The organism is Phreatobacter oligotrophus, from assembly GCF_003046185.1.
In the GTDB taxonomy this organism is placed as follows: Bacteria; Pseudomonadota; Alphaproteobacteria; order Rhizobiales; family Phreatobacteraceae; genus Phreatobacter; species Phreatobacter oligotrophus.
Map to the genome: position 1 here is coordinate 158,712 of NZ_PZZL01000005.1, position 16,635 is coordinate 175,346.

Annotated in this window: 19 protein-coding genes; 10 read left to right on the forward strand and 9 right to left on the reverse strand. The window is 68.9% G+C overall.

The features are described 5' to 3' along the window. Window positions 1-3: 3 nt before the first annotated feature. The 7 genes from puhA to hemA all read left to right on the forward strand — a co-directional run bounded on the left by puhA (window position 4) and on the right by hemA (window position 5,699). Entirely contained in the window at window positions 4-792 is a 789-nt protein-coding gene (puhA, locus tag C8P69_RS13020; protein WP_108177818.1) for a photosynthetic reaction center subunit H, read from the forward strand. Then, entirely contained in the window at window positions 789-1,439 is a 651-nt protein-coding gene (gene puhB, locus C8P69_RS13025) for a photosynthetic complex putative assembly protein PuhB (protein ID WP_108177820.1), read from the forward strand. The genes puhA and puhB overlap by 4 nt, the downstream gene beginning before the upstream one ends. A gap of 10 nt (window positions 1,440-1,449) precedes the next feature. Continuing rightward, window positions 1,450-1,908: a photosynthetic complex assembly protein PuhC gene (gene puhC / locus C8P69_RS13030; protein ID WP_108177821.1), complete on the forward strand. Its 459-nt coding sequence runs from the start codon at window positions 1,450-1,452 to the stop codon at window positions 1,906-1,908. Further along, window positions 1,905-2,210 (forward strand): hypothetical protein, encoded by a 306-nt coding sequence (locus C8P69_RS13035; protein WP_108177823.1) that lies wholly within the window; start codon window positions 1,905-1,907, stop codon window positions 2,208-2,210. Before puhC ends, C8P69_RS13035 begins: the two co-directional genes overlap by 4 nt. Further along, window positions 2,207-3,268, forward strand: coding sequence for a magnesium-protoporphyrin IX monomethyl ester (oxidative) cyclase (gene acsF, locus C8P69_RS13040; protein WP_108177825.1), 1,062 nt, complete (start codon window positions 2,207-2,209; stop codon window positions 3,266-3,268). The genes C8P69_RS13035 and acsF overlap by 4 nt, the downstream gene beginning before the upstream one ends. A 10-nt stretch (window positions 3,269-3,278) precedes the next feature. Then, window positions 3,279-4,343, forward strand: a complete 1,065-nt coding sequence (puhE, locus tag C8P69_RS13045; RefSeq protein WP_108177827.1) for a putative photosynthetic complex assembly protein PuhE — start codon at window positions 3,279-3,281, stop codon at window positions 4,341-4,343. Between the two features lie 162 nt (window positions 4,344-4,505). Continuing rightward, window positions 4,506-5,699 carry a 5-aminolevulinate synthase gene (gene hemA / locus C8P69_RS13050; protein WP_108178124.1) on the forward strand — a complete coding sequence of 398 codons (1,194 nt, stop codon included), beginning with the start codon at window positions 4,506-4,508 and terminating at the stop codon, window positions 5,697-5,699. A 138-nt stretch (window positions 5,700-5,837) separates the two neighbouring features. Here hemA and C8P69_RS13055 read toward each other — a convergent pair whose 3' ends face one another. Beyond that, window positions 5,838-6,278, reverse strand: coding sequence for a c-type cytochrome (locus C8P69_RS13055; RefSeq protein ID WP_245902023.1), 441 nt, complete (start codon window positions 6,276-6,278; stop codon window positions 5,838-5,840). Window positions 6,279-6,384: 106 nt separating this feature from the next. Next, window positions 6,385-8,229, reverse strand: a complete 1,845-nt coding sequence (dxs, locus tag C8P69_RS13060; RefSeq protein ID WP_108177831.1) for a 1-deoxy-D-xylulose-5-phosphate synthase — start codon at window positions 8,227-8,229, stop codon at window positions 6,385-6,387. 274 nt (window positions 8,230-8,503) lie between these two features. Between dxs and C8P69_RS13065 the strand changes: the two genes are divergently transcribed. Together C8P69_RS13065 and C8P69_RS13070 are read left to right on the forward strand one after the other, a co-directional pair. Continuing rightward, entirely contained in the window at window positions 8,504-8,737 is a 234-nt protein-coding gene (locus C8P69_RS13065; protein WP_108177833.1) for a hypothetical protein, read from the forward strand. A 68-nt stretch (window positions 8,738-8,805) separates the two neighbouring features. Next, window positions 8,806-9,006, forward strand: a complete 201-nt coding sequence (locus C8P69_RS13070) for a hypothetical protein (RefSeq protein ID WP_108177835.1) — start codon at window positions 8,806-8,808, stop codon at window positions 9,004-9,006. A gap of 6 nt (window positions 9,007-9,012) precedes the next feature. On the opposite strand, the gene C8P69_RS13075 is transcribed toward C8P69_RS13070, so the two are convergent. The 7 genes from C8P69_RS13075 to C8P69_RS13105 form a co-directional block, all read right to left on the reverse strand. Further along, window positions 9,013-10,272, reverse strand: a complete 1,260-nt coding sequence (locus C8P69_RS13075; RefSeq protein WP_108177837.1) for a glycosyltransferase — start codon at window positions 10,270-10,272, stop codon at window positions 9,013-9,015. Window positions 10,273-10,292: 20 nt separating this feature from the next. Then, a complete protein-coding gene (locus tag C8P69_RS13080) occupies window positions 10,293-11,060 on the reverse strand; it encodes a LamB/YcsF family protein (RefSeq protein ID WP_108177839.1) in 768 nt (255 codons plus the stop codon). Between the two features lie 11 nt (window positions 11,061-11,071). After that, complete coding sequence (locus tag C8P69_RS13085) at window positions 11,072-12,112, reverse strand: 5-oxoprolinase subunit C family protein (protein ID WP_108177841.1); 1,041 nt, start codon at window positions 12,110-12,112, stop codon at window positions 11,072-11,074. Further along, window positions 12,109-12,831, reverse strand: a complete 723-nt coding sequence (pxpB, locus tag C8P69_RS13090; RefSeq protein WP_108177843.1) for a 5-oxoprolinase subunit PxpB — start codon at window positions 12,829-12,831, stop codon at window positions 12,109-12,111. The genes C8P69_RS13085 and pxpB overlap by 4 nt, the downstream gene beginning before the upstream one ends. 4 nt (window positions 12,832-12,835) lie before the next feature. Next, window positions 12,836-14,164, reverse strand: coding sequence for a TRAP transporter large permease (locus C8P69_RS13095; RefSeq protein ID WP_108177845.1), 1,329 nt, complete (start codon window positions 14,162-14,164; stop codon window positions 12,836-12,838). 3 nt (window positions 14,165-14,167) lie between these two features. After that, on the reverse strand, window positions 14,168-14,701 hold the full coding sequence (locus C8P69_RS13100; protein ID WP_108177847.1) for a TRAP transporter small permease subunit: 534 nt from the start codon (window positions 14,699-14,701) through the stop codon (window positions 14,168-14,170). Window positions 14,702-14,820: 119 nt separating this feature from the next. Further along, complete coding sequence (locus tag C8P69_RS13105) at window positions 14,821-15,813, reverse strand: TRAP transporter substrate-binding protein (RefSeq protein ID WP_170118234.1); 993 nt, start codon at window positions 15,811-15,813, stop codon at window positions 14,821-14,823. A 302-nt stretch (window positions 15,814-16,115) separates the two neighbouring features. Between C8P69_RS13105 and C8P69_RS13110 the strand changes: the two genes are divergently transcribed. After that, window positions 16,116-16,634: a winged helix DNA-binding protein gene (locus C8P69_RS13110; RefSeq protein ID WP_108177851.1), complete on the forward strand. Its 519-nt coding sequence runs from the start codon at window positions 16,116-16,118 to the stop codon at window positions 16,632-16,634. Window position 16,635 lies beyond the last annotated feature (1 nt).

Consider the following 16,635-nt stretch of genomic DNA (forward strand, 5'->3'; position numbering starts at 1 on the left):
ACCATGATCACCGGATTTGACGACCGCGGCATCGACCTGGCGCTGTTGACCTTCTGGGCCTTCCTCATCTTCTTCGCCGGCCTGATCTTCTATCTGCACCGGGAGAACAAGCGCGAGGGCTACCCGCTCATCGAGAGCTCGGGCGACCGCAGGCGCGGCCGCGTCAGCATCATCGGCTGGCCTGCCCCGCCGCCCTCCAAGACCTACCACCTCGCCAGCGGCGAGAGCGTCCTGGTCGCCGGCGGGCGCCCCGACACCCGCGCCATCGCCGCCACCCCCATGGCGAAGTTCCCCGGCGCCCCGCTCATCCCGACCGGCAATCCCCTCATCGACGGTGTGGGCCCTGCCGCCTATGCCGAGCGCGCCGATGTTCCGGACCGCCTCTTCTCCGGCGAGCCGCGCATCCTGCCGCTGCGCATCCTCACCGACTTCCACGTCGCCGAGCAGGATCCCGATCCGCGCGGCATGACGCTGGTCGCCGGTGACCGCGAAGTGGTCGGCACCATCGCCGATGTCTGGGTCGACCGCGCCGAATACGTGATCCGCTACCTCGAGGCGGAGATCCCCGGTGCCGGTTCGCCCCGCCGGGTCATGATCCCCATGGGCTTCTGCAGCTTCCAGCCCTCGCGCCGCCGCGTGGTGGTCGATGCCCTCTACGGCAAGCACTTCGCGGACGTGCCGGCCCTCGCCAATCCCGACCGGATCACCCTCCTCGAGGAGGACAAGGTCATGGGCTACTTCGGCGGTGGTCTGCTCTACGCCGCCCCCGGCCGCCAGGAGCCGATCATATGAGCGACGATTTCGACTTCGAGCCGATCCCGGGCCTGCCGGCTGTCCCGCCCCAGGGCGAGCGCATCCTCTGGCAGGGCAAGCCGGAATGGCGGGGCCTCGCGGTCCGCGCCTTCCACATCCGCAAGGTCGCGATCTACTTCGCCCTGCTGGTGGCCTGGCGCGGCATCGCCGCCCATGCCGATGGCATGGCGGTGGCGGCGGCCTCGCGGCAGATGGCCTGGATCGCCCTGCTCGGTCTGGCCTGCATGGCGGTCCTCGCCCTGCTCGCCTGGGCCTATTCCCGCAGCACGATCTACACGGTGACGACCAAGCGCATCGTCATCCGCTCCGGCGTCGCCCTGCCGCTGACGGTCAACGTGCCCTTCAGCCAGATCGAATCCGCGGCGCTCAAGGTCCGCGGCGACGGCACTGGCGACCTGCCGGTCCGCCTGGTCGCCGGCCAGCGCATCGCCGCCCTCGCCCTCTGGCCCAACTGGCGCCCGTGGCGGGTCACGCGGCCGGAGCCGATGCTCCGCGCCATCGCCCGGCCCGAAGCCGTCGCGGCGGTGCTCGCAGGTGCCCTGCGCGGCGAGGCCGTGCAGCCCCTCCCGACGGCTGCCCCCGAGATGCCGGCGCCCGCCGCGCTCGGCCAGCCGGCCACGAGCTGAGGAGACAATCATGACCACGGCGACCGTCCCCAACACCCGGTTCGGCATCTGGCCCGTCGCCACCGCCGGCGTGGTGCTGGCGCTCGCCATCCTCTTCGCGGCGCTCGGCCGCCATGCCGGAATCGGCACGGTCCAGCTGCCCGCCGCCGAAGCCGCAACGTTCATCGACCTGCGGTTTGAAGACCGGGAGGGTTCCATCCGCGTGCTCAGCGCCTCGGATGGCCATCTCCTGCTGGCAGTCCCGCCCGGGGAGGGCGGTTTCATGCGTGGCGTCATGCGCGGGCTCGCCCGTGACAGGAAGATGCGCGGCATTGGCCCGGAACAACCCTTCCGCCTCGAGCGGCGGGTGAACGGGATGCTCATCCTCCACGACACCGCGACCGGTCGCGACATCGCGCTCGGATCCTTCGGCCCAACGAACCTGGAGGCGTTTTCCCAGCTCCTCCAAAACAAGGAAGGTTCACGATGACTGAGAACGGGAAAAACGGGGAAAGACAGTTCGACGTGCCCTGCACGATCGACCTGGAGAACACGCCTGAGAGCCTGCACGCCTATGTCGATATCGGGACGGTCGAAATCCGCCCCGGCGACCGCGTGCTGGTCCATAATGCGCCGTCGCACATCGAATTCGGCGAGCGCCGGGTGATCGAGAGCACCGCGACCATCATCCGCGCCGGCGGCCTCGCCCGCCTCGCGACGCGCATTGCCGCCTATCTCGAGCTCACCGAGCTCTACGAGGTGGGCTTCCAGCCGGCGGGAGGTGAGTCATGACCCCCGAAGGCGGCACACGCGCAACCTTTTCTGCCGACATCGCCAAGGACGAGGCCCTGCTCTCGCCCCGCTTCTACACCACCGATCACGCGGCCATGGACCGGCTCGACATCTCCTCGGTTCGCGCCGAGTGGGACGAGCTCATGGCCGAGATGCGCCGCGACCCCAATCGCGGCCACTTCAAGCGTGACGGCGCCTTCGATGTCGACCTGGAGAAGCTCCCGCCCGAACTGAGGGCCGAGTTCCTCGACTTCATGGTCTCCTCGCTCACCGCCGAATTCTCCGGCTGCGTGCTCTATTCGGAGATCAAGAAGCGGATCCAGAACAAGGAGATCCGCGATCTCTTCACCTTCATGGCGCGGGATGAATCGCGCCATGCCGGCTTCATCAACGAGTCGCTCAAGGATTTCGGCGTCGGCGTCGACCTCGGCTTCCTGACGCGGGAGAAGAAGTACACCTACTTCAAGCCGAAGTTCATCTTCTACGCGACCTACCTGTCGGAGAAGATCGGCTACGCCCGCTACATCACCATCCACCGCCTGTTCGAACGGGACCCGGAGCGCCGCTTCCACCCGATCTTCAAGTGGTTCGAGAACTGGTGCAACGACGAGTTCCGCCATGGCGAGGCCTTTGCCCTCATCATGCGCGCGAACCCCGAGCTGCTCCGGGGCCGCAACCGCCTGTGGATCCGCTTCTTCCTGCTCGCCGTCTACGCCACGATGTATGTCCGCGACCACATGCGGCCGGCCTTCCACGCCCAGCTCGGCATCGATCCGGCGGACTACGACTTCAAGGTCTTCCGCATCACCTCGGAGATCTCCAAGCAGGTCTTCCCCTTCACGCTGGACATCGACCATCCCGCCTTCAAGCCCGGTCTCGACCGCCTGCTCGCCCTGGTGCGCGCCGGCGAGGAGGCGAAGGCCCAGGGCGGCATCATGGGCCGCGTCAAGCGGGCCTGGCTCAGCGTCAAAGGGGCGGCCATTTTCGCCCGCCTCTACATGATCCCCGTCGTCCGGAACGAGCTGCCCACGCAGGTGCGGCTCGCTCCGGCCTGGTAGGACGGACGCCATGGGCGAGATCGCTCTCCCGGTCATCGTGACCATCGTGCTGTGGTGGGCCAGCACGGGAGCGATCCTCTATGTCGACGGGCTGCCGCGCCCGACGCATCGCTGGAGTCTCGCGGTTGCGAGCCTCCTCGCCCTTCTCGCCCTTGCCGCGATTGGGTGGACGGCGGCCGACACGTCGGTCGCCGCCGCCTACACCGCCTTCGTCGCAGCCCTGGTTCTGTGGGGCTGGACGGAGCTGACCTTCCTGACCGGCACCATCGCCGGCCCCCGGCGGGCCCCCTGCCCGCCCGGCGCGACGGGTTTCCGTCGCTTCCGCCTCGCGGCCTCCGCGATCATCGACCACGAACTCGCCATCGCGGCCGCCGGCATCACCGTCCTCGTCCTCACCTGGGACGCGGCCAATCCCGTCGCCTTCTGGACCTATGGGGTGCTGTGGCTCATGCGGCTCAGCGCCAAGATCAACCTGTTCCTCGGCGTGCCGAACCCGCCGGACGCCTTCCTGCCGGCGCATCTCGCCTATCTCGGCAGCTATTTTCGCCGCCGCGCCATGAACCCCTTCATGCCCGTGGCGATGACCGCCGCGACCGTGGCGCTCGTCCTCTTCGCCCTGCCCGGTTTCGACGCGGCGACCGATCCCTTCCGGCGCATCGCCCATCTCCTGCCCGGCACGCTGCTCGCGCTCGGCATCCTCGAGCACTGGCTGATGGTGCTGCCCATCGCCTCGACCAAGCTGTGGGAATGGGGCTTCGCCTCCCATCGCCGCAGCGCCCCCCAGGCGGCGCCCGACGCGCTGGTCTCGTGGGAGACCTCGATGACCGGCGATGTCGATGCCGGCGCGCTGCGCGGCGTCCTGGAACAGGTCGCCATCGGCCAGTTCGGCCAGGTCATCAGCCTGACCGGCACCAGCCGCGCCGGCACAGGCTGGATCCGTTTCGCGGTGGCCCACGGGCGCGCCGAACTTCATCCGGCGGCCCCGCGCCGCTTCAGCCCACCCGTTGTCACGGCCATCGGCCGGGACTTCGACGCCGCCCGGCTCGAACGGGCCTTCGCCGCCTGTGCGGCATGACCGTGAAAACCACGGAGAGGGAGGACTAGCATGACACAAGAACTCGGCCTCGAAAGCCGCACCGGTTCCCTCCCCCCCGAGGCGCCGCATCCCGTCACCGATGACCGGCCGGTCTCGGCCTGTCCCTATGCGGGCGCCTTCGCGCGGCGGCCAACCAAGCCCATCGACCACGAGGCGTTCTTCGTCGGAGAGCTTGACCGGCTCCGCCTCGAGGGCCGCTACCGCGTCTTCGCCAATCTGGAGCGCCATATGGGCGCCTTCCCGAAGGCGACGCACCGGGCCGGCCGCCGCCAGCGCGAGGTCACCGTCTGGTGCTCCAACGACTATCTCGGCATGGGCCAGAACCCGGCCGTGCTCCAGGCCATGCACGAGGCGCTCGACCGCTGCGGCGCCGGCGCCGGCGGCACGCGCAACATCTCCGGCACGAACCACTACCACGTGCTGCTGGAGCGCGAGCTCGCCGACCTCCACGGCAAGGAAGCCGCCCTGCTCTTCACCTCCGGCTATGTGTCGAACTGGGCGAGCCTCTCGACGCTGGCCTCGAACATCCCGGACTGCGTCGTCATCTCGGATGCCGGCAACCACGCCTCGATGATCGAGGGCATCCGCCATTCGCGGGCGCCGAAGAAGGTCTTCAAGCACAACGACCCGCGCGACCTCGAGCGCAAGCTCGCCGAGCTCGATCCGTCCGTGCCGAAGCTGGTGGCCTTCGAGTCGGTCTATTCGATGGATGGCGACATCGCCCCCATCGCCGAGATCTGCGACGTGGCGGACGCCTTCGGCGCCATGACCTATCTCGACGAGGTCCATGCGGTCGGCCTCTACGGCCCCCGCGGTGGCGGCATCTCCGAGCGTGACGGCGTCAGCCATCGCCTCACCGTCATCGAGGGCACGCTCGGCAAGGCCTATGGCGTGGTCGGCGGCTATATCGCGGCCTCCGATGCGCTGTGCGACTTCGTCCGCTCCTTCGCCTCGGGCTTCATCTTCACCACCTCGCTGCCGCCCGCGGTGGCGGCTGGCGCCCAGGCCGCGATCGCCCATCTCAAGGACAGCAATGTCGAGCGGATGCAGCAGCGCGATCGCGTGGCGCTGGTCCGCCGGCGGCTGGCTGCGGCGGGCATCCCGACGCTCGACAATCCCAGCCACATCGTGCCGGTGATGGTCGGCGACCCAGTCCGCTGCAAGGCGATGAGCGACATGCTGCTGGAGGATTTCGGCATCTACGTGCAGCCGATCAACTATCCCACCGTGCCGCGCGGCACGGAGCGCCTGCGGATCACCCCGCTGCCCATGCATACCGACGCCGACGTGGATCACCTCGTCGATTCACTGAAGGCGGTGTGGACGGCGGTCTGATCCCGCCCGCCCACATAGAAAAAGGGGGCCGACGGGCCCCCTTTTTTTGACTGCTGTCGCCTGGCGCGATGACTGAATGTCAGGACGGCTCTGCTGTGAGGCGCGTGGCGCCCGACCCCCGCGGGCGGCCCCGTGCCGTCACTGCGAGCGAACGCCCTCGGCGTTGTACTGCTTCAGGAACGCGATCAGGTTGGTGATCTGCCCCTCGTCGCGCAGGCCGTTGAACACCATGCGGGTGCCCGGCGTGACCTCGCGGGGATTGCGGATGTAGACGCGGAAATTGTCCTCGTCCCAGACCTTGTTGAGCGCCTGGTAGGCCGGCGAGTAGTTGAACCCGGCGACGCTGCCGGCCTTGCGGCCGAAGATCCCGTTCAGCTGCGGGCCGACGCCGTTGCGGGCGGTCGGGCCGATCTGATGGCAGGCGCGGCACTGGGCGAAGATGCGCTCGCCGGCGGCCGGATCCGCCGCACCAGCGGCGGGCGCCGCGGCAGGGGCGGGTGCAGACTGAGCGAATGCGGGGGACGCTGCGGCGGCCAAAGCGAGGCCGGCGAGAGCGATCATGCGACGTCTGAATGCCATAGGGATGCTCCTCCGTGAGGGCGATGCTTCCTGGCTTCGCCTTATTGCGAAGACCATTTACGTCTCGCTCCGGGATCGGATCGGCGAGTCCGTAGTCCTGCTGACTCTAGCCAACGCTGCTCCGGCGCTGCGCAGCACCCTCCGCGGGCGCGAGCTCGCGGATGCGGTCGGCGATGGTCTCGGCGTCGAGACCGGCCTCGCGATACATGCCGGCGGGAGAGTCCTGCGCCTGGAACCGGTCGGGCAGCGCCAGCGTGCGCACCTTCAGGCCCTGGTCGAGCAGGCCCTCGCCGGCCATCCACTGCAGCACATGGGCACCGAACCCGCCGGATGCGCCGTCCTCGAGGGTCAGCAGCGCCCGGTGACGGGTGGACAGATCCGCGATGAGGGCGGTGTCGAGCGGCTTGGCGAAACGCGCATCGGCCACGGTGACGGAAATGCCCTCCGCGGCGAGAAGGTCGGCGGCGGCGAGCGCCTCCGACAGCCGCGTGCCGTAGGAGAGGACGGCGACATCCGCGCCCTCGCGCAGCACACGCCCCTTGCCGATGGGCAGAACCTCGCCGCGCGCCGGCATGTCGACGCCGGTGCCGTCGCCGCGGGGATAGCGGAAGGCGATCGGGCCATCCTCATAGGCCGCGGCGGTCGCGACCATGTGCACGAGCTCGGCCTCGTCGGCGGCGGCCATCAGCACCATGCCGGGGACGCAGGCGAGCGAGGCGACGTCGAAGGCCCCCACATGGGTCGGCCCGTCGGCGCCGACGAGCCCCGCCCGGTCGATGGCGAAGCGTACGGGCAGGCCCTGCAGCGCCACGTCATGGATGATCTGGTCATAGGCGCGCTGCAGGAAGGTCGAATAGATCGCCACGAAAGGCTTGAGCCCCTGGCAGGCGAGGCCCGCGGCGAAGGTCACCGCATGCTGCTCGGCGATGCCGACGTCGAAGCAGCGCTCCGGCAGGGTGCGGGCGAAGAGGTCGAGCCCCGTGCCGGTCGGCATGGCCGCGGTAATGGCGACAATCCGCGGATCATCCATGGCCTCGGCCACCAGGCTCTCGGCGAAGACCTTGGTGTAGCTCGGCGCATTGGACTTGGTCTTGACCTGCACGCCCGAGCCGACATCGAACTTGACGACGCCGTGGTAGCGGTCGGCGGCGGTCTCGGCAGGCTGGTAGCCCTTGCCCTTCTCGGTGACCACATGGACCAGCACCGGGCCGGGCGGGCCATCGCGCGCCTCGACGAGCACCGGCACGAGGCGGTCGAGGTCATGGCCGTCGATCGGGCCGACATAGCGGAAGCCGAGATCGACGAAGAGGCCACCATCGGCAAGCGGGCTGCGGGCGCGCTCGGCGGATGGCGTCAGGAGCCGGTCGGGATGGGTCGGCGCAAGCCGCGCGAGGAAGGTCGTCAGCGCCCCCACCGAGGGCGAGATCGACATCTCGTTGTCGTTGAGCACGACGATCAGCCGGGAACCGAGCGCCCCGGCATTGTTGATCGCCTCATAGGCCATGCCGCCGGACAGCGCGCCATCGCCGATGACGCAGACGACGGAAAAGTCATCGCCGGCGAGGTCGCGCCCCACCGCGAAGCCGAGCCCTGCGGAGATGGAGGTCGAGGCATGGGCCGCGCCGAACGGGTCGTACTCGCTCTCGGCCCGGCGGGTGAAGCCCGACAGGCCGTCCTTCTGCCGGAGCGTGTGGATGCGGTCACGCCGGCCGGTGAGGATCTTGTGCGGATAGCACTGGTGGCCCACATCCCAGATGATCTTGGAGCGCGGCGTGTCGAAGACATGGTGGAGTGCCACCGTGAGCTCGACCACGCCAAGCCCGGCGCCCAGATGGCCGCCGGTGCGCGACACCGCATCGATGGTGGCGACGCGCACATCCTCCGCCAGCTCGGCGAGATCGGCAGGGCTGAGCCTGCGGATGTCCTGCGGTGAGGTGAGCCTGTCGAGCATGGGAGTGACGGTCACGACACCCTCCTTCGTGGGAAGCGTCCAGGAAGCAGGAGATTATCGTGACATAAAAAAGTGTCAATTGAATTTGACACTTCTGTGCTACAACGGATCTGCGTCGTCATGGAACCAGGTGACGGTTCCGAAGTTCCGAGTGGCGCTGCGACAGGATGCGGTCCGGGCTTGCGCGCAAGCCCCTGGCGCTCCGCCGCTGCGTGAAAGTTCTGCGGACATCATTGCAGTCGGACAACCGACTGGTGTATCGGACGTGACACTCATGATCCTCTCCCCGCGCCCCAATGACGCGCCGACCGACCCTGTCCTCGAAGCCGAGGCGGCGCTCGAAGCTGCGTTTCAGGACCTCGTGGCGCGCGCCGTCGCGGCCGGGTGGAAACCCATGGTGGTGGCGCAGGCCCTCGTCAGCCTGTCCATCGCCCAGACCGCCGCGGCCATGGCCGAGGTGGAGGCAGACCGGCATATCGGCCGAACGACGGATACCGAGGTCAACTGACGGACCCGGTCCGCACTGATCCGGCGGCGACGCCGGGTCGTAGTCAGGCGCCGAACGAAGCGCCTGCCATGATCCAGCCCCCGAAGACCCAGCCCGAAGACCCCGATCACCTCGACGAAGCCGAGATGGTTCTCGAGCCCGCCCTCGAACAGCTCATCGCCGACATGGTGGAGCGCGGGTGGGACCGGCAGACCGCCATCGAGGCGGTGCTGCGCATCGCCCATGCGAACCTCGCGCGGGGCTCGTCATCGCAGGGCTCGCAGCACTGAGGCCCGTCAGCGGCCGAGCCAGCCAGGGGGCGCCACACCGGCATGGCGGTGGATGCGCAGCAGCACCTCGCGCATTGCCTGCCGTCGATCCGCATGGATCGGGCCGCGATAGACCGCCGCCAGGCAATCGGCATTCGCGGCGAGGCTGAACTCACGCGCGAAAAGCTCGCCTGCGCGCTGCACGGTTCCAGCGAAGGCCTGGCGGTCGCCGAGCAGCTTGGCGAGCGCAGCATCAAGCGCACCCTCCCCGGTAACCGGCACCAGGGCCCCGGCCGCATGGATGTCCCGCAGCGGCGGCACCTCGGTGGCCAGGACCGGAACGCGCGCCGCCATCGCATCGGTCAGCTTCGCCGGGATCTGCGCGACTGACACCCGAAACTCCGGACGTTGCAGAAGGGGAACCGCGTCGGCCATCGCCACGAGATCGGCGACGCGGGAAAAGGGCTGGTCCGGCAAGAGCTGCACACGCCCGCGACGCGCTCTCAGTGCCGTGGCGGTGGCCGCGTCGCGGATATCGCCAGCCACGACGAGAACCAGCCGCGGGTCGCCTGCCCGGTCGAGGGCCGCGACCACGTCGCCAAGGCCCTTGTGGGCCCGAGGCGTACCGACGAAGGCCAGCACGACATCGTCACCCCGCAATCCGAGGCCACGGCGGGTCGCGAGGCGCTGCGCGAGATCCGGCGGCTGGCGTGTTTCATCGCGGGCGTGCCGGATGAGGGTTCCGCCGAGCCGCTCCAGGAGCGCGACATTGGCGACTGTGACGGCGTCGGCGAGAGGGACGAGGGTCGGGGCGAAGCAGGTCCAGACCCTGTCATGCGGCCAGGAGGCGCCGGCATGGACGCCACTCTCTGCGACGGCCTCGTCCCATGTCAGGGGCTCATTGCCGCCGACGAAGGCGAGCTCGTCATCGTCCACATCGATGATGAGGCGGGCGCCATGCGCCAGAGCCGTCATCATGCCGAGCAGCAGCGACGGCAGCCGCGGCTTGGACACGTGGACCACGTCCACCGGACCGGCATCCGCGACGTCCCGGGCAAGGCCTGCCAGGAATGGCGCCAGAGGCCGTCCGGGAAGCAGACGGAGAGGATGGCCCACCTGCCCCGCGAGGGGCGGCCAGAGACCGGGGCCGCCGATGCCGAAGAGGGGCGCCACGAGGCTGGGCGTAGCGAAGCGGGCGGCAATATCCGCCAGCGTATGGGCACGGCCGAACGCATTGTGGGACCCGTCCCACGCGACGATTCGCACGGTCGGGCGCGCGCCGGCCACGTCGCAGCCGCGCAGCGCGCTCAGGCGCTCCTGAACGGCCTGATGGTGACGCCGGCGGCTTCCAGCGTCTGGCGCACCGTGCGCGCCATGGCGACCGCCGCCGGATTGTCGCCGTGCACGCAGATCGTGTCGATCTGCACCTTCAGCTTCTTGCCCGTGATGGTGATGACCTCCTGGTCCTCGACCATGCGCAGCACGCGCTCGGCGGCGAGCGCGGCGTCATGGATGACCGCGCCCTCCTTCTTGCGGCTGGTGAGATTGCCGCTGTCGTCATAGGTGCGGTCGGCGAAGACCTCGCGCGCCATTGGCAGGCCGAGCGTCTCGGCTGCCTGCTCGGTGACGAGGCCGGGCATCACCACATAGACGAGGCTCGGATCGACGGCCTTGATGGCGCGGCCGACCGCCATGGCCATGTCGAGGTCGTCGTTGCACATATTGCCGAGGGCGCCGTGGGTCTTCACATGGGTGACCTTGTGGCCGGCCATGACCGCCAGCGCCTGCATGGCGCCGATCTGGTAGGCCATCTGCTTTTCCAGGTCGCTCATGCTGTCGCCGCGAATGACGCGGCGCCCGAAGCCCCACAGGTCGCCGAAGCCCGGATGGGCGCCGATCGACACGCCCTTCGCCTTCGCGATCTCGGCGGTGCGGTGCATGATGAGCGGGTCGCCCGCGTGCCAGCCGCAGGCGATGTTGGCGGAGGAGACGATGGAGAGCATCGCCTCGTCATCACCCATCTGCCAGGGGCCGAAGCCCTCGCCCATGTCGGAATTGAGATCGACGGCGGTCATGGCGCCCTCCTTCAGGCGACGGTGTCCAGGGCAGGATCGACCAGGGGCGCGTGGGCGTCCACCCAGCCATCCACCAGATTGACGGAGAGCAGGTGCTCTGTGTCGAGGCCGAGCCCGACCGGTTTCAGCCCGGCGCGCACCGCCTCCAGCATCGCCGCCTGCTCGCGCGCGGCCGCGATGGCCTCGGCCAGCGTCACGGCGGTGAAGCGCATGGCGCTGCCCGGCCGCTGCTGCACGAAGCGCGGCAGGTCGGCCGAGACGATGGTGGCGATCTTCGGATAGCCGCCGGTGGTCTGCCGGTCGGCGAGGAGGACGATGGGCTCGCCCGAGCCCGGGACCTGCACCGAGCCGGTGACGATGCCGTCCGAGACGATGTTGAAGCCCTTGGCGTGCTCGATCACCGGCCCGGAGAGCCGGTAGCCCATGCGGTCGGCCTCGGCCGAGACGGTGTAGGTCTCGGACAGGAACGTCGCCTTGCCGGCCTCGCTGAAATAGTCGTCCTGCGGGCCGAAGACGACGCGATAGGCACCCGCCGAGACCTTCGGCGGCACGGTCGCCGTCAGGTCCGGGCCCTGCGGCGCGCCGGCGACCGGCAGCGTCTGCCCCGGCCGGACCGGGGCACGCTCGACCCCGCCAAGACCGCCGCGCAGGTGGAAGGACCGGCTGCCGAGATCGCGCTTCACGTCGAAGCCGCCGGAGACCGCCAGCACCATGAAGGTGCCGGCCTTGGCCGGCCCCACCGTGATGGTCTGTCCGGGCTCGGCCGTGGCGCTGGTCATCGCCGCCACCGGCTCGCCATCGACCTTGAGGTCGGCCAGCGCGCCGGCCAGCGCCACGCGCACCGGCCCGCCCTCCACGACGAAGGAGCCGCCGAGCACGGTGAACTCCATCGCCGCCTCGCCGGGCGAATTGCCGACCAGCATGTTGGCGACCGCCAGTGCGATCTTGTCCATGGCGCCGGCAGGCCCCACACCATAGCGCTGGTAGCCGAACCGCCCGGCGTCCTGGATGGTGGTCCCGGCGCCGCAATCCTTCACCGCGAGGCGCGTCATGATGCGAGCACCGCCACCTGTTCGCCGGCCGCGGCGGCGCGATCGAGCGCATCCCACTCACGCTCCGGGATCGGCTGGAACACCACCTCGTCGCCGGCGCCGACCAGGAAGACCGGGTCGCGGTCCGGCATGAAGTTGCGGACCGGTGTGCGGCCCAGCAGATGCCAGCCCGAGGGCGCCTCGACCGAGGCGAAGAGCGCCTGGACGCCGCCGATGGACACCGTGCCGGCAGGCGTCTTGAGACGCGGGCTGGTGCGGCGCGGCAGGGCGATGGAGGGATCGGCTCCCGACAGGTAGCAGAAGCCGGGCAGGAACCCGAGCATCGCCACCCGGTAGGTGCGGCTGGAATGGCGGCGGATCACCTCCTCGGTGGTGATACCGTGAGCCTTCGCGACGTCCTCGAGGTCGATGCCGAACTCCCCGCCATAGACCACCGGAATGGTCCAGCGCCGGGGCGGTGCGCCCGACGGCGCCAGCCCGTCGAGGATGGCATGGACGCGCGCCTCGAAGGCCGGCATGTCGATCACCAGCGGATCGACCTGCACCAGCACCGAGCGATAGGTCGGCAGCGTCTCGATGACGCCGGGGATCGCCGCCGCCTTCAGCGCCTCGTCGAAGGCGAGGCAGAGGGCATTGACCGCGTCGTCGATCTCGGTGCCGAACTCGATCGTCACCGCCGTGTCGCCACACGGCAGGAAGCGGGGAACGGGCGATGCCATGGCGCTACCTTGGACCGCCCGCCTGCGTCGCCTCCACGAACATGCGCGGCAGCACCGTCACGATGTCCGGGAAGATGGTGATGACGACGATGGCGATGACCAGCATCAGGAAGAACGGCAGCGAGGCATAGGCGACGTACCAGCTGTCCCGTCCGCTCATCGATTGCAGCACGAAGAGCACGAAGCCCACCGGCGGCGTCACCTCGGCGATCTCGACGAGGAGCACGATGAAGATGCCGAACCAGACCGGATCGATGCCGACCTTCTGGATCATCGGCAGCACGATGGTGGTGGTCAGCACGATCATCGACACGCCGTCGAGCGCCGTGCCGAGCAGGATGTACATGACGGTCAGCACGCCGATGAGCTGGAACTTCGACGGGTTGAGCCAGGCGACATATTCCGCCAGCGCCCGAGGAATGCCGGTGAAGCCCATGGCGAGCGTGAGATAGGCCGCGCCCGCCAGGATGAACATGATCATCGCCGAGAGCCGCGTCGCGCCAAGGAGGCTCTCGCGGAAGTTCTCGAAGGTCAGCGAGCCGCCCCACCATGCCAGGATCAGCGAGCCCACCGCGCCGAAGGCCGCGGCTTCCGTCGCCGTCGCATAACCGGCGACGATCACCCAGATGACCAGCAGGATGAGCAGCATGCAGGGGATGAGCTCGCGCGAGGCGTAGAGCTTCTGGCGCAGCGTCGTCGAGCCGAGATCGTCCGGCGGCACCTGCGAGGGATTCAGCAGCGCCCAGATGATGATGTAGCCGGAGAACAGCACCATCACGAGCAGGCCGGGCAGGAAGCCGGCGAGGAAGATCTGGATGATCGAGACCTCGGCCGCCACCGCATAGACCACCATGATGATGGAGGGCGGGATGAGGATGCCGAGCGTGCCCGATCCGGCGAGCGAGCCGAGCGACATGTGGTCGGGATAGCCGCGCCGCTTGAGCTCCGGCACGGTCATCTTGCCGATGGTGACGGCGGTGGCGGCGGACGAGCCCGACACCGAGCCGAAGATGCCGCAGGCCAGCACGTTCACATGCAGCAACCGGCCGGGAATGCGCCGGAGCCAGGGCGCAAGGCCGATGAACATCTGGTTGGCGAGATTGGTGCGGAACAGGATCTCGCCCATCCACACGAAGAGCGGCAGGGCCGCGAGCTCCCAGGAGGCCACCGACTGCCACACCGCGGTGGCGAGGTTCAGGCTGGGCGAGGAATTGGTGAAGAAGGCCATGCCGACCCAGCCGGTGATGGCCAGGCCGAAGCCGATCCAGGCGCCGAGCGTCAGCACGACGAACATGACGACGAGCAGGACGCCGCCGATCGCGAGGGTGGACATGGCTCAGACCTCGCCGGAATAGTCGCCGGCCGCGTGGCGGTCGCGAACCTGCTGGACGTAAGTGGGCACGAGGCCTGCAGCGACGCGCAGGAACTCGTCGACCAGGGCGATGGTCAGCACGGCCGACCCCACCGCCACCGGCGTCTGCGGGATCCACAGCGGCAGCGGCAACAGGCCCTGGCCGCGGTCGTTGAAGATGTAGCTCTCGTAGACCATGTTGCCGAGCGCGTAGGTCATGTAGACCGAGAAGGCCGCGCACATGGTGAGCGCCACCAGCTCGATCCACCGCGCCGTGCGATCGTCGAAGCGGTCGATGAAGATGCCCATGCGGACGAGCTCGCCGCGCTTGAAGGTGGCGGCCAGCGGCAGGAGGGCGGCCCCGGCGCAGATCCAGGCGGTGATGTCGTCGGCGCCGCGGATCATGCCGCCGCCGAGCCGCAGGATCGCCTGCGCCATCATCAGGATGCAGATGGCGAGCACGCATCCGGCGCCCGCCCAGGCGGCGCCGGTGTAGAGAAGGTCGAGTGATTTCCGCATGGGAGGTCCGGGGCCGCCGGCCGCGATGTGATCGCCCGGCGCGCATGACGAGAAAAGGGCTGCGGGGAGGCGGCGGGCCCGGAGGTCCGGGCCGCCGCGGCGGCCCGGCCTCGTCAGGCTCAGGCGCCGATGCGCTTGCGGAAGTCCGCGATCACCGCGCGGCCGGTATCACCGGCCTTGGCGACCCATTCTTCGGTCAGCTTGGCGCCGACCGCCTTGACGTCCGTGAGCAGCTGGGCCGACGGCTCGACGATGGTCATGCCGTTCTTGCGCAGCTCCTCGATCGAGTTGGTCTCGACCTCGCCGGCGAGCTTCCAGCCGCGCTCCTCGGCCTTGGCCGAGACCTCGGTCATCGCCTTGCGGACCGCTTCCGGCAGGCGCTGCCAGGCGCGCTCGTTCACCAGCACCGCGTTCTTCGGCATGGAAGCGCGCAGGTTGACGAACTGGCTCGAGAACTCCCAGGCGCGCGACTGCACGCCGGTGGCGCCCGAGGTGATCATGCCGGTGACGATGTTGGTGGCGAAGGCCTGCGGGACTTCCGAGGCCTGCACCAGCGTCGGCACCGCGCCGAGCAGCTCGGCCATGCGCGAGGTGATCGGCGACACCGTGCGGAACTTCATGCCGCGCATGTCGGCGGCCGAGTTGATCGGGGTCTTCGAGTAGAAGGCCTGGCTCGGCCAGGCGACCGAGTAGAGCACGCGGATGCCGCGACGCTGGCAGGCGGCTTCCAGCGCAGCCTTGGAGGCGGCGTAGAGCGCCTGGCCCTGGTCGAAGCCCTGGGCGAGGAAAGGGATCGAGTCGAGCTCGAAGATCGGGTCCTCGTTGCCGAACTGGCTGATGAGGATCTCACCGGCGGCGACCTGGCCCGAACCGACGGCGCGCAGGATCTCCGGCAGGCGGATCAGCGAGTTGTTGGAATGGACCTGGATCTTGATGCCGTTGTTGGTGGCCTTGGCGATCTCATCCACCCACCAGCGGACATTCTGGGTGTGGTAGGTGCCGTCGGTATAGGGCACGGGCATGTCCCAGGCCGTCTGCGCGCGCAGAACGGTGGGTGCGGCGAGGACGGTCGTGCCGGCGAGGCCGGCGACGAACTGGCGGCGGTCGAACATGTGGCGGGACTCCTGTTCCGGTCTCTGGACTGCGTCCGCCATTGTGGCGGTCGGGCTTTTTGCCCTTCTTCGAATTGGATCGCCGTTCAGCGGTAATGACAAGGTCGAATTCCGCAACGCGGCACAAGCGTGCACGCGAGGCGTGTTCGGCCCGCAGGATCGGCTGCGGAGATCGTGAGCCGACGATCCGTCACGACCGAAGTCTTGTCAACATGACGTTGATGTTTTCTCGCTAAATTATCTATTTGATCTCGGCGAAAAGTACAGGCATCCTCTGTGGCCCATCTCGGAGGAGCCTTGCGATGAAGCCCGCCGTGCCGCTTGGCCCGATCGTCTCCTCGGCCCATCTCGCCGCCGGCGAGATGCCCGCACTCTCGGAGTTCGAGTTCGGGATGATCATGGTCAGCCATGCCTTCCACCGCTGGACGGTGCGCTGCGCCGCTGCCGCCGGAGCGCCGGGGCTGTCGCCGCTGGAGAACATGATCCTCCACACGGTCTATCATCGCGGCCGGCCGAAGCGCATGGCCGACATCGCCCTCGTGCTGAACGTCGAGGACACCCACCTCATCACCTATGCGGTGAAGAAGCTGGAGACGGCGGGCCTGGTGAAGGGCGAGAAGATCGGCAAGGAGAAGGCCATCTCGGTGACCAAGAAGGGCGCCGAGGTGGTGACGCGCTATCACGAGATCCGCGAGGCGCTGCTGATCCAGGGGGTCAAGGCCTTCGGCACGGAGGCGGCGATCCTCAGCCGCATCGCCACCGAGATGCGTGCCCTCTCCGGCCTCTACGACCAGGCCGCCCGCGCCGCCGCGAGCCTCTGAC

Bases quoted from the DNA above. Each gene is read 5' to 3' on its own strand.
- puhA (WP_108177818.1), top strand. From the start codon at position 4: ATGATCACCGGATTTGACGACCGCGGCATCGACCTGGCGCTGTTGACC.
- puhB (WP_108177820.1), top strand. From the start codon at position 789: ATGAGCGACGATTTCGACTTCGAGCCGATCCCGGGCCTGCCGGCTGTC.
- puhC (WP_108177821.1), top strand. From the start codon at position 1,450: ATGACCACGGCGACCGTCCCCAACACCCGGTTCGGCATCTGGCCCGTC.
- C8P69_RS13035 (WP_108177823.1), top strand. From the start codon at position 1,905: ATGACTGAGAACGGGAAAAACGGGGAAAGACAGTTCGACGTGCCCTGC.
- acsF (WP_108177825.1), top strand. From the start codon at position 2,207: ATGACCCCCGAAGGCGGCACACGCGCAACCTTTTCTGCCGACATCGCC.
- puhE (WP_108177827.1), top strand. From the start codon at position 3,279: ATGGGCGAGATCGCTCTCCCGGTCATCGTGACCATCGTGCTGTGGTGG.
- C8P69_RS13055 (WP_245902023.1), bottom strand. From the start codon at position 6,278: ATGGCATTCAGACGTCGCATGATCGCTCTCGCCGGCCTCGCTTTGGCC.
- dxs (WP_108177831.1), bottom strand. From the start codon at position 8,229: ATGCTCGACAGGCTCACCTCACCGCAGGACATCCGCAGGCTCAGCCCT.
- C8P69_RS13065 (WP_108177833.1), top strand. From the start codon at position 8,504: ATGATCCTCTCCCCGCGCCCCAATGACGCGCCGACCGACCCTGTCCTC.
- C8P69_RS13070 (WP_108177835.1), top strand. From the start codon at position 8,806: ATGATCCAGCCCCCGAAGACCCAGCCCGAAGACCCCGATCACCTCGAC.
- C8P69_RS13080 (WP_108177839.1), bottom strand. From the start codon at position 11,060: ATGACCGCCGTCGATCTCAATTCCGACATGGGCGAGGGCTTCGGCCCC.
- C8P69_RS13085 (WP_108177841.1), bottom strand. From the start codon at position 12,112: ATGACGCGCCTCGCGGTGAAGGATTGCGGCGCCGGGACCACCATCCAG.
- pxpB (WP_108177843.1), bottom strand. From the start codon at position 12,831: ATGGCATCGCCCGTTCCCCGCTTCCTGCCGTGTGGCGACACGGCGGTG.
- C8P69_RS13095 (WP_108177845.1), bottom strand. From the start codon at position 14,164: ATGTCCACCCTCGCGATCGGCGGCGTCCTGCTCGTCGTCATGTTCGTC.
- C8P69_RS13100 (WP_108177847.1), bottom strand. From the start codon at position 14,701: ATGCGGAAATCACTCGACCTTCTCTACACCGGCGCCGCCTGGGCGGGC.
- C8P69_RS13105 (WP_170118234.1), bottom strand. From the start codon at position 15,813: ATGTTCGACCGCCGCCAGTTCGTCGCCGGCCTCGCCGGCACGACCGTC.
- C8P69_RS13110 (WP_108177851.1), top strand. From the start codon at position 16,116: ATGAAGCCCGCCGTGCCGCTTGGCCCGATCGTCTCCTCGGCCCATCTC.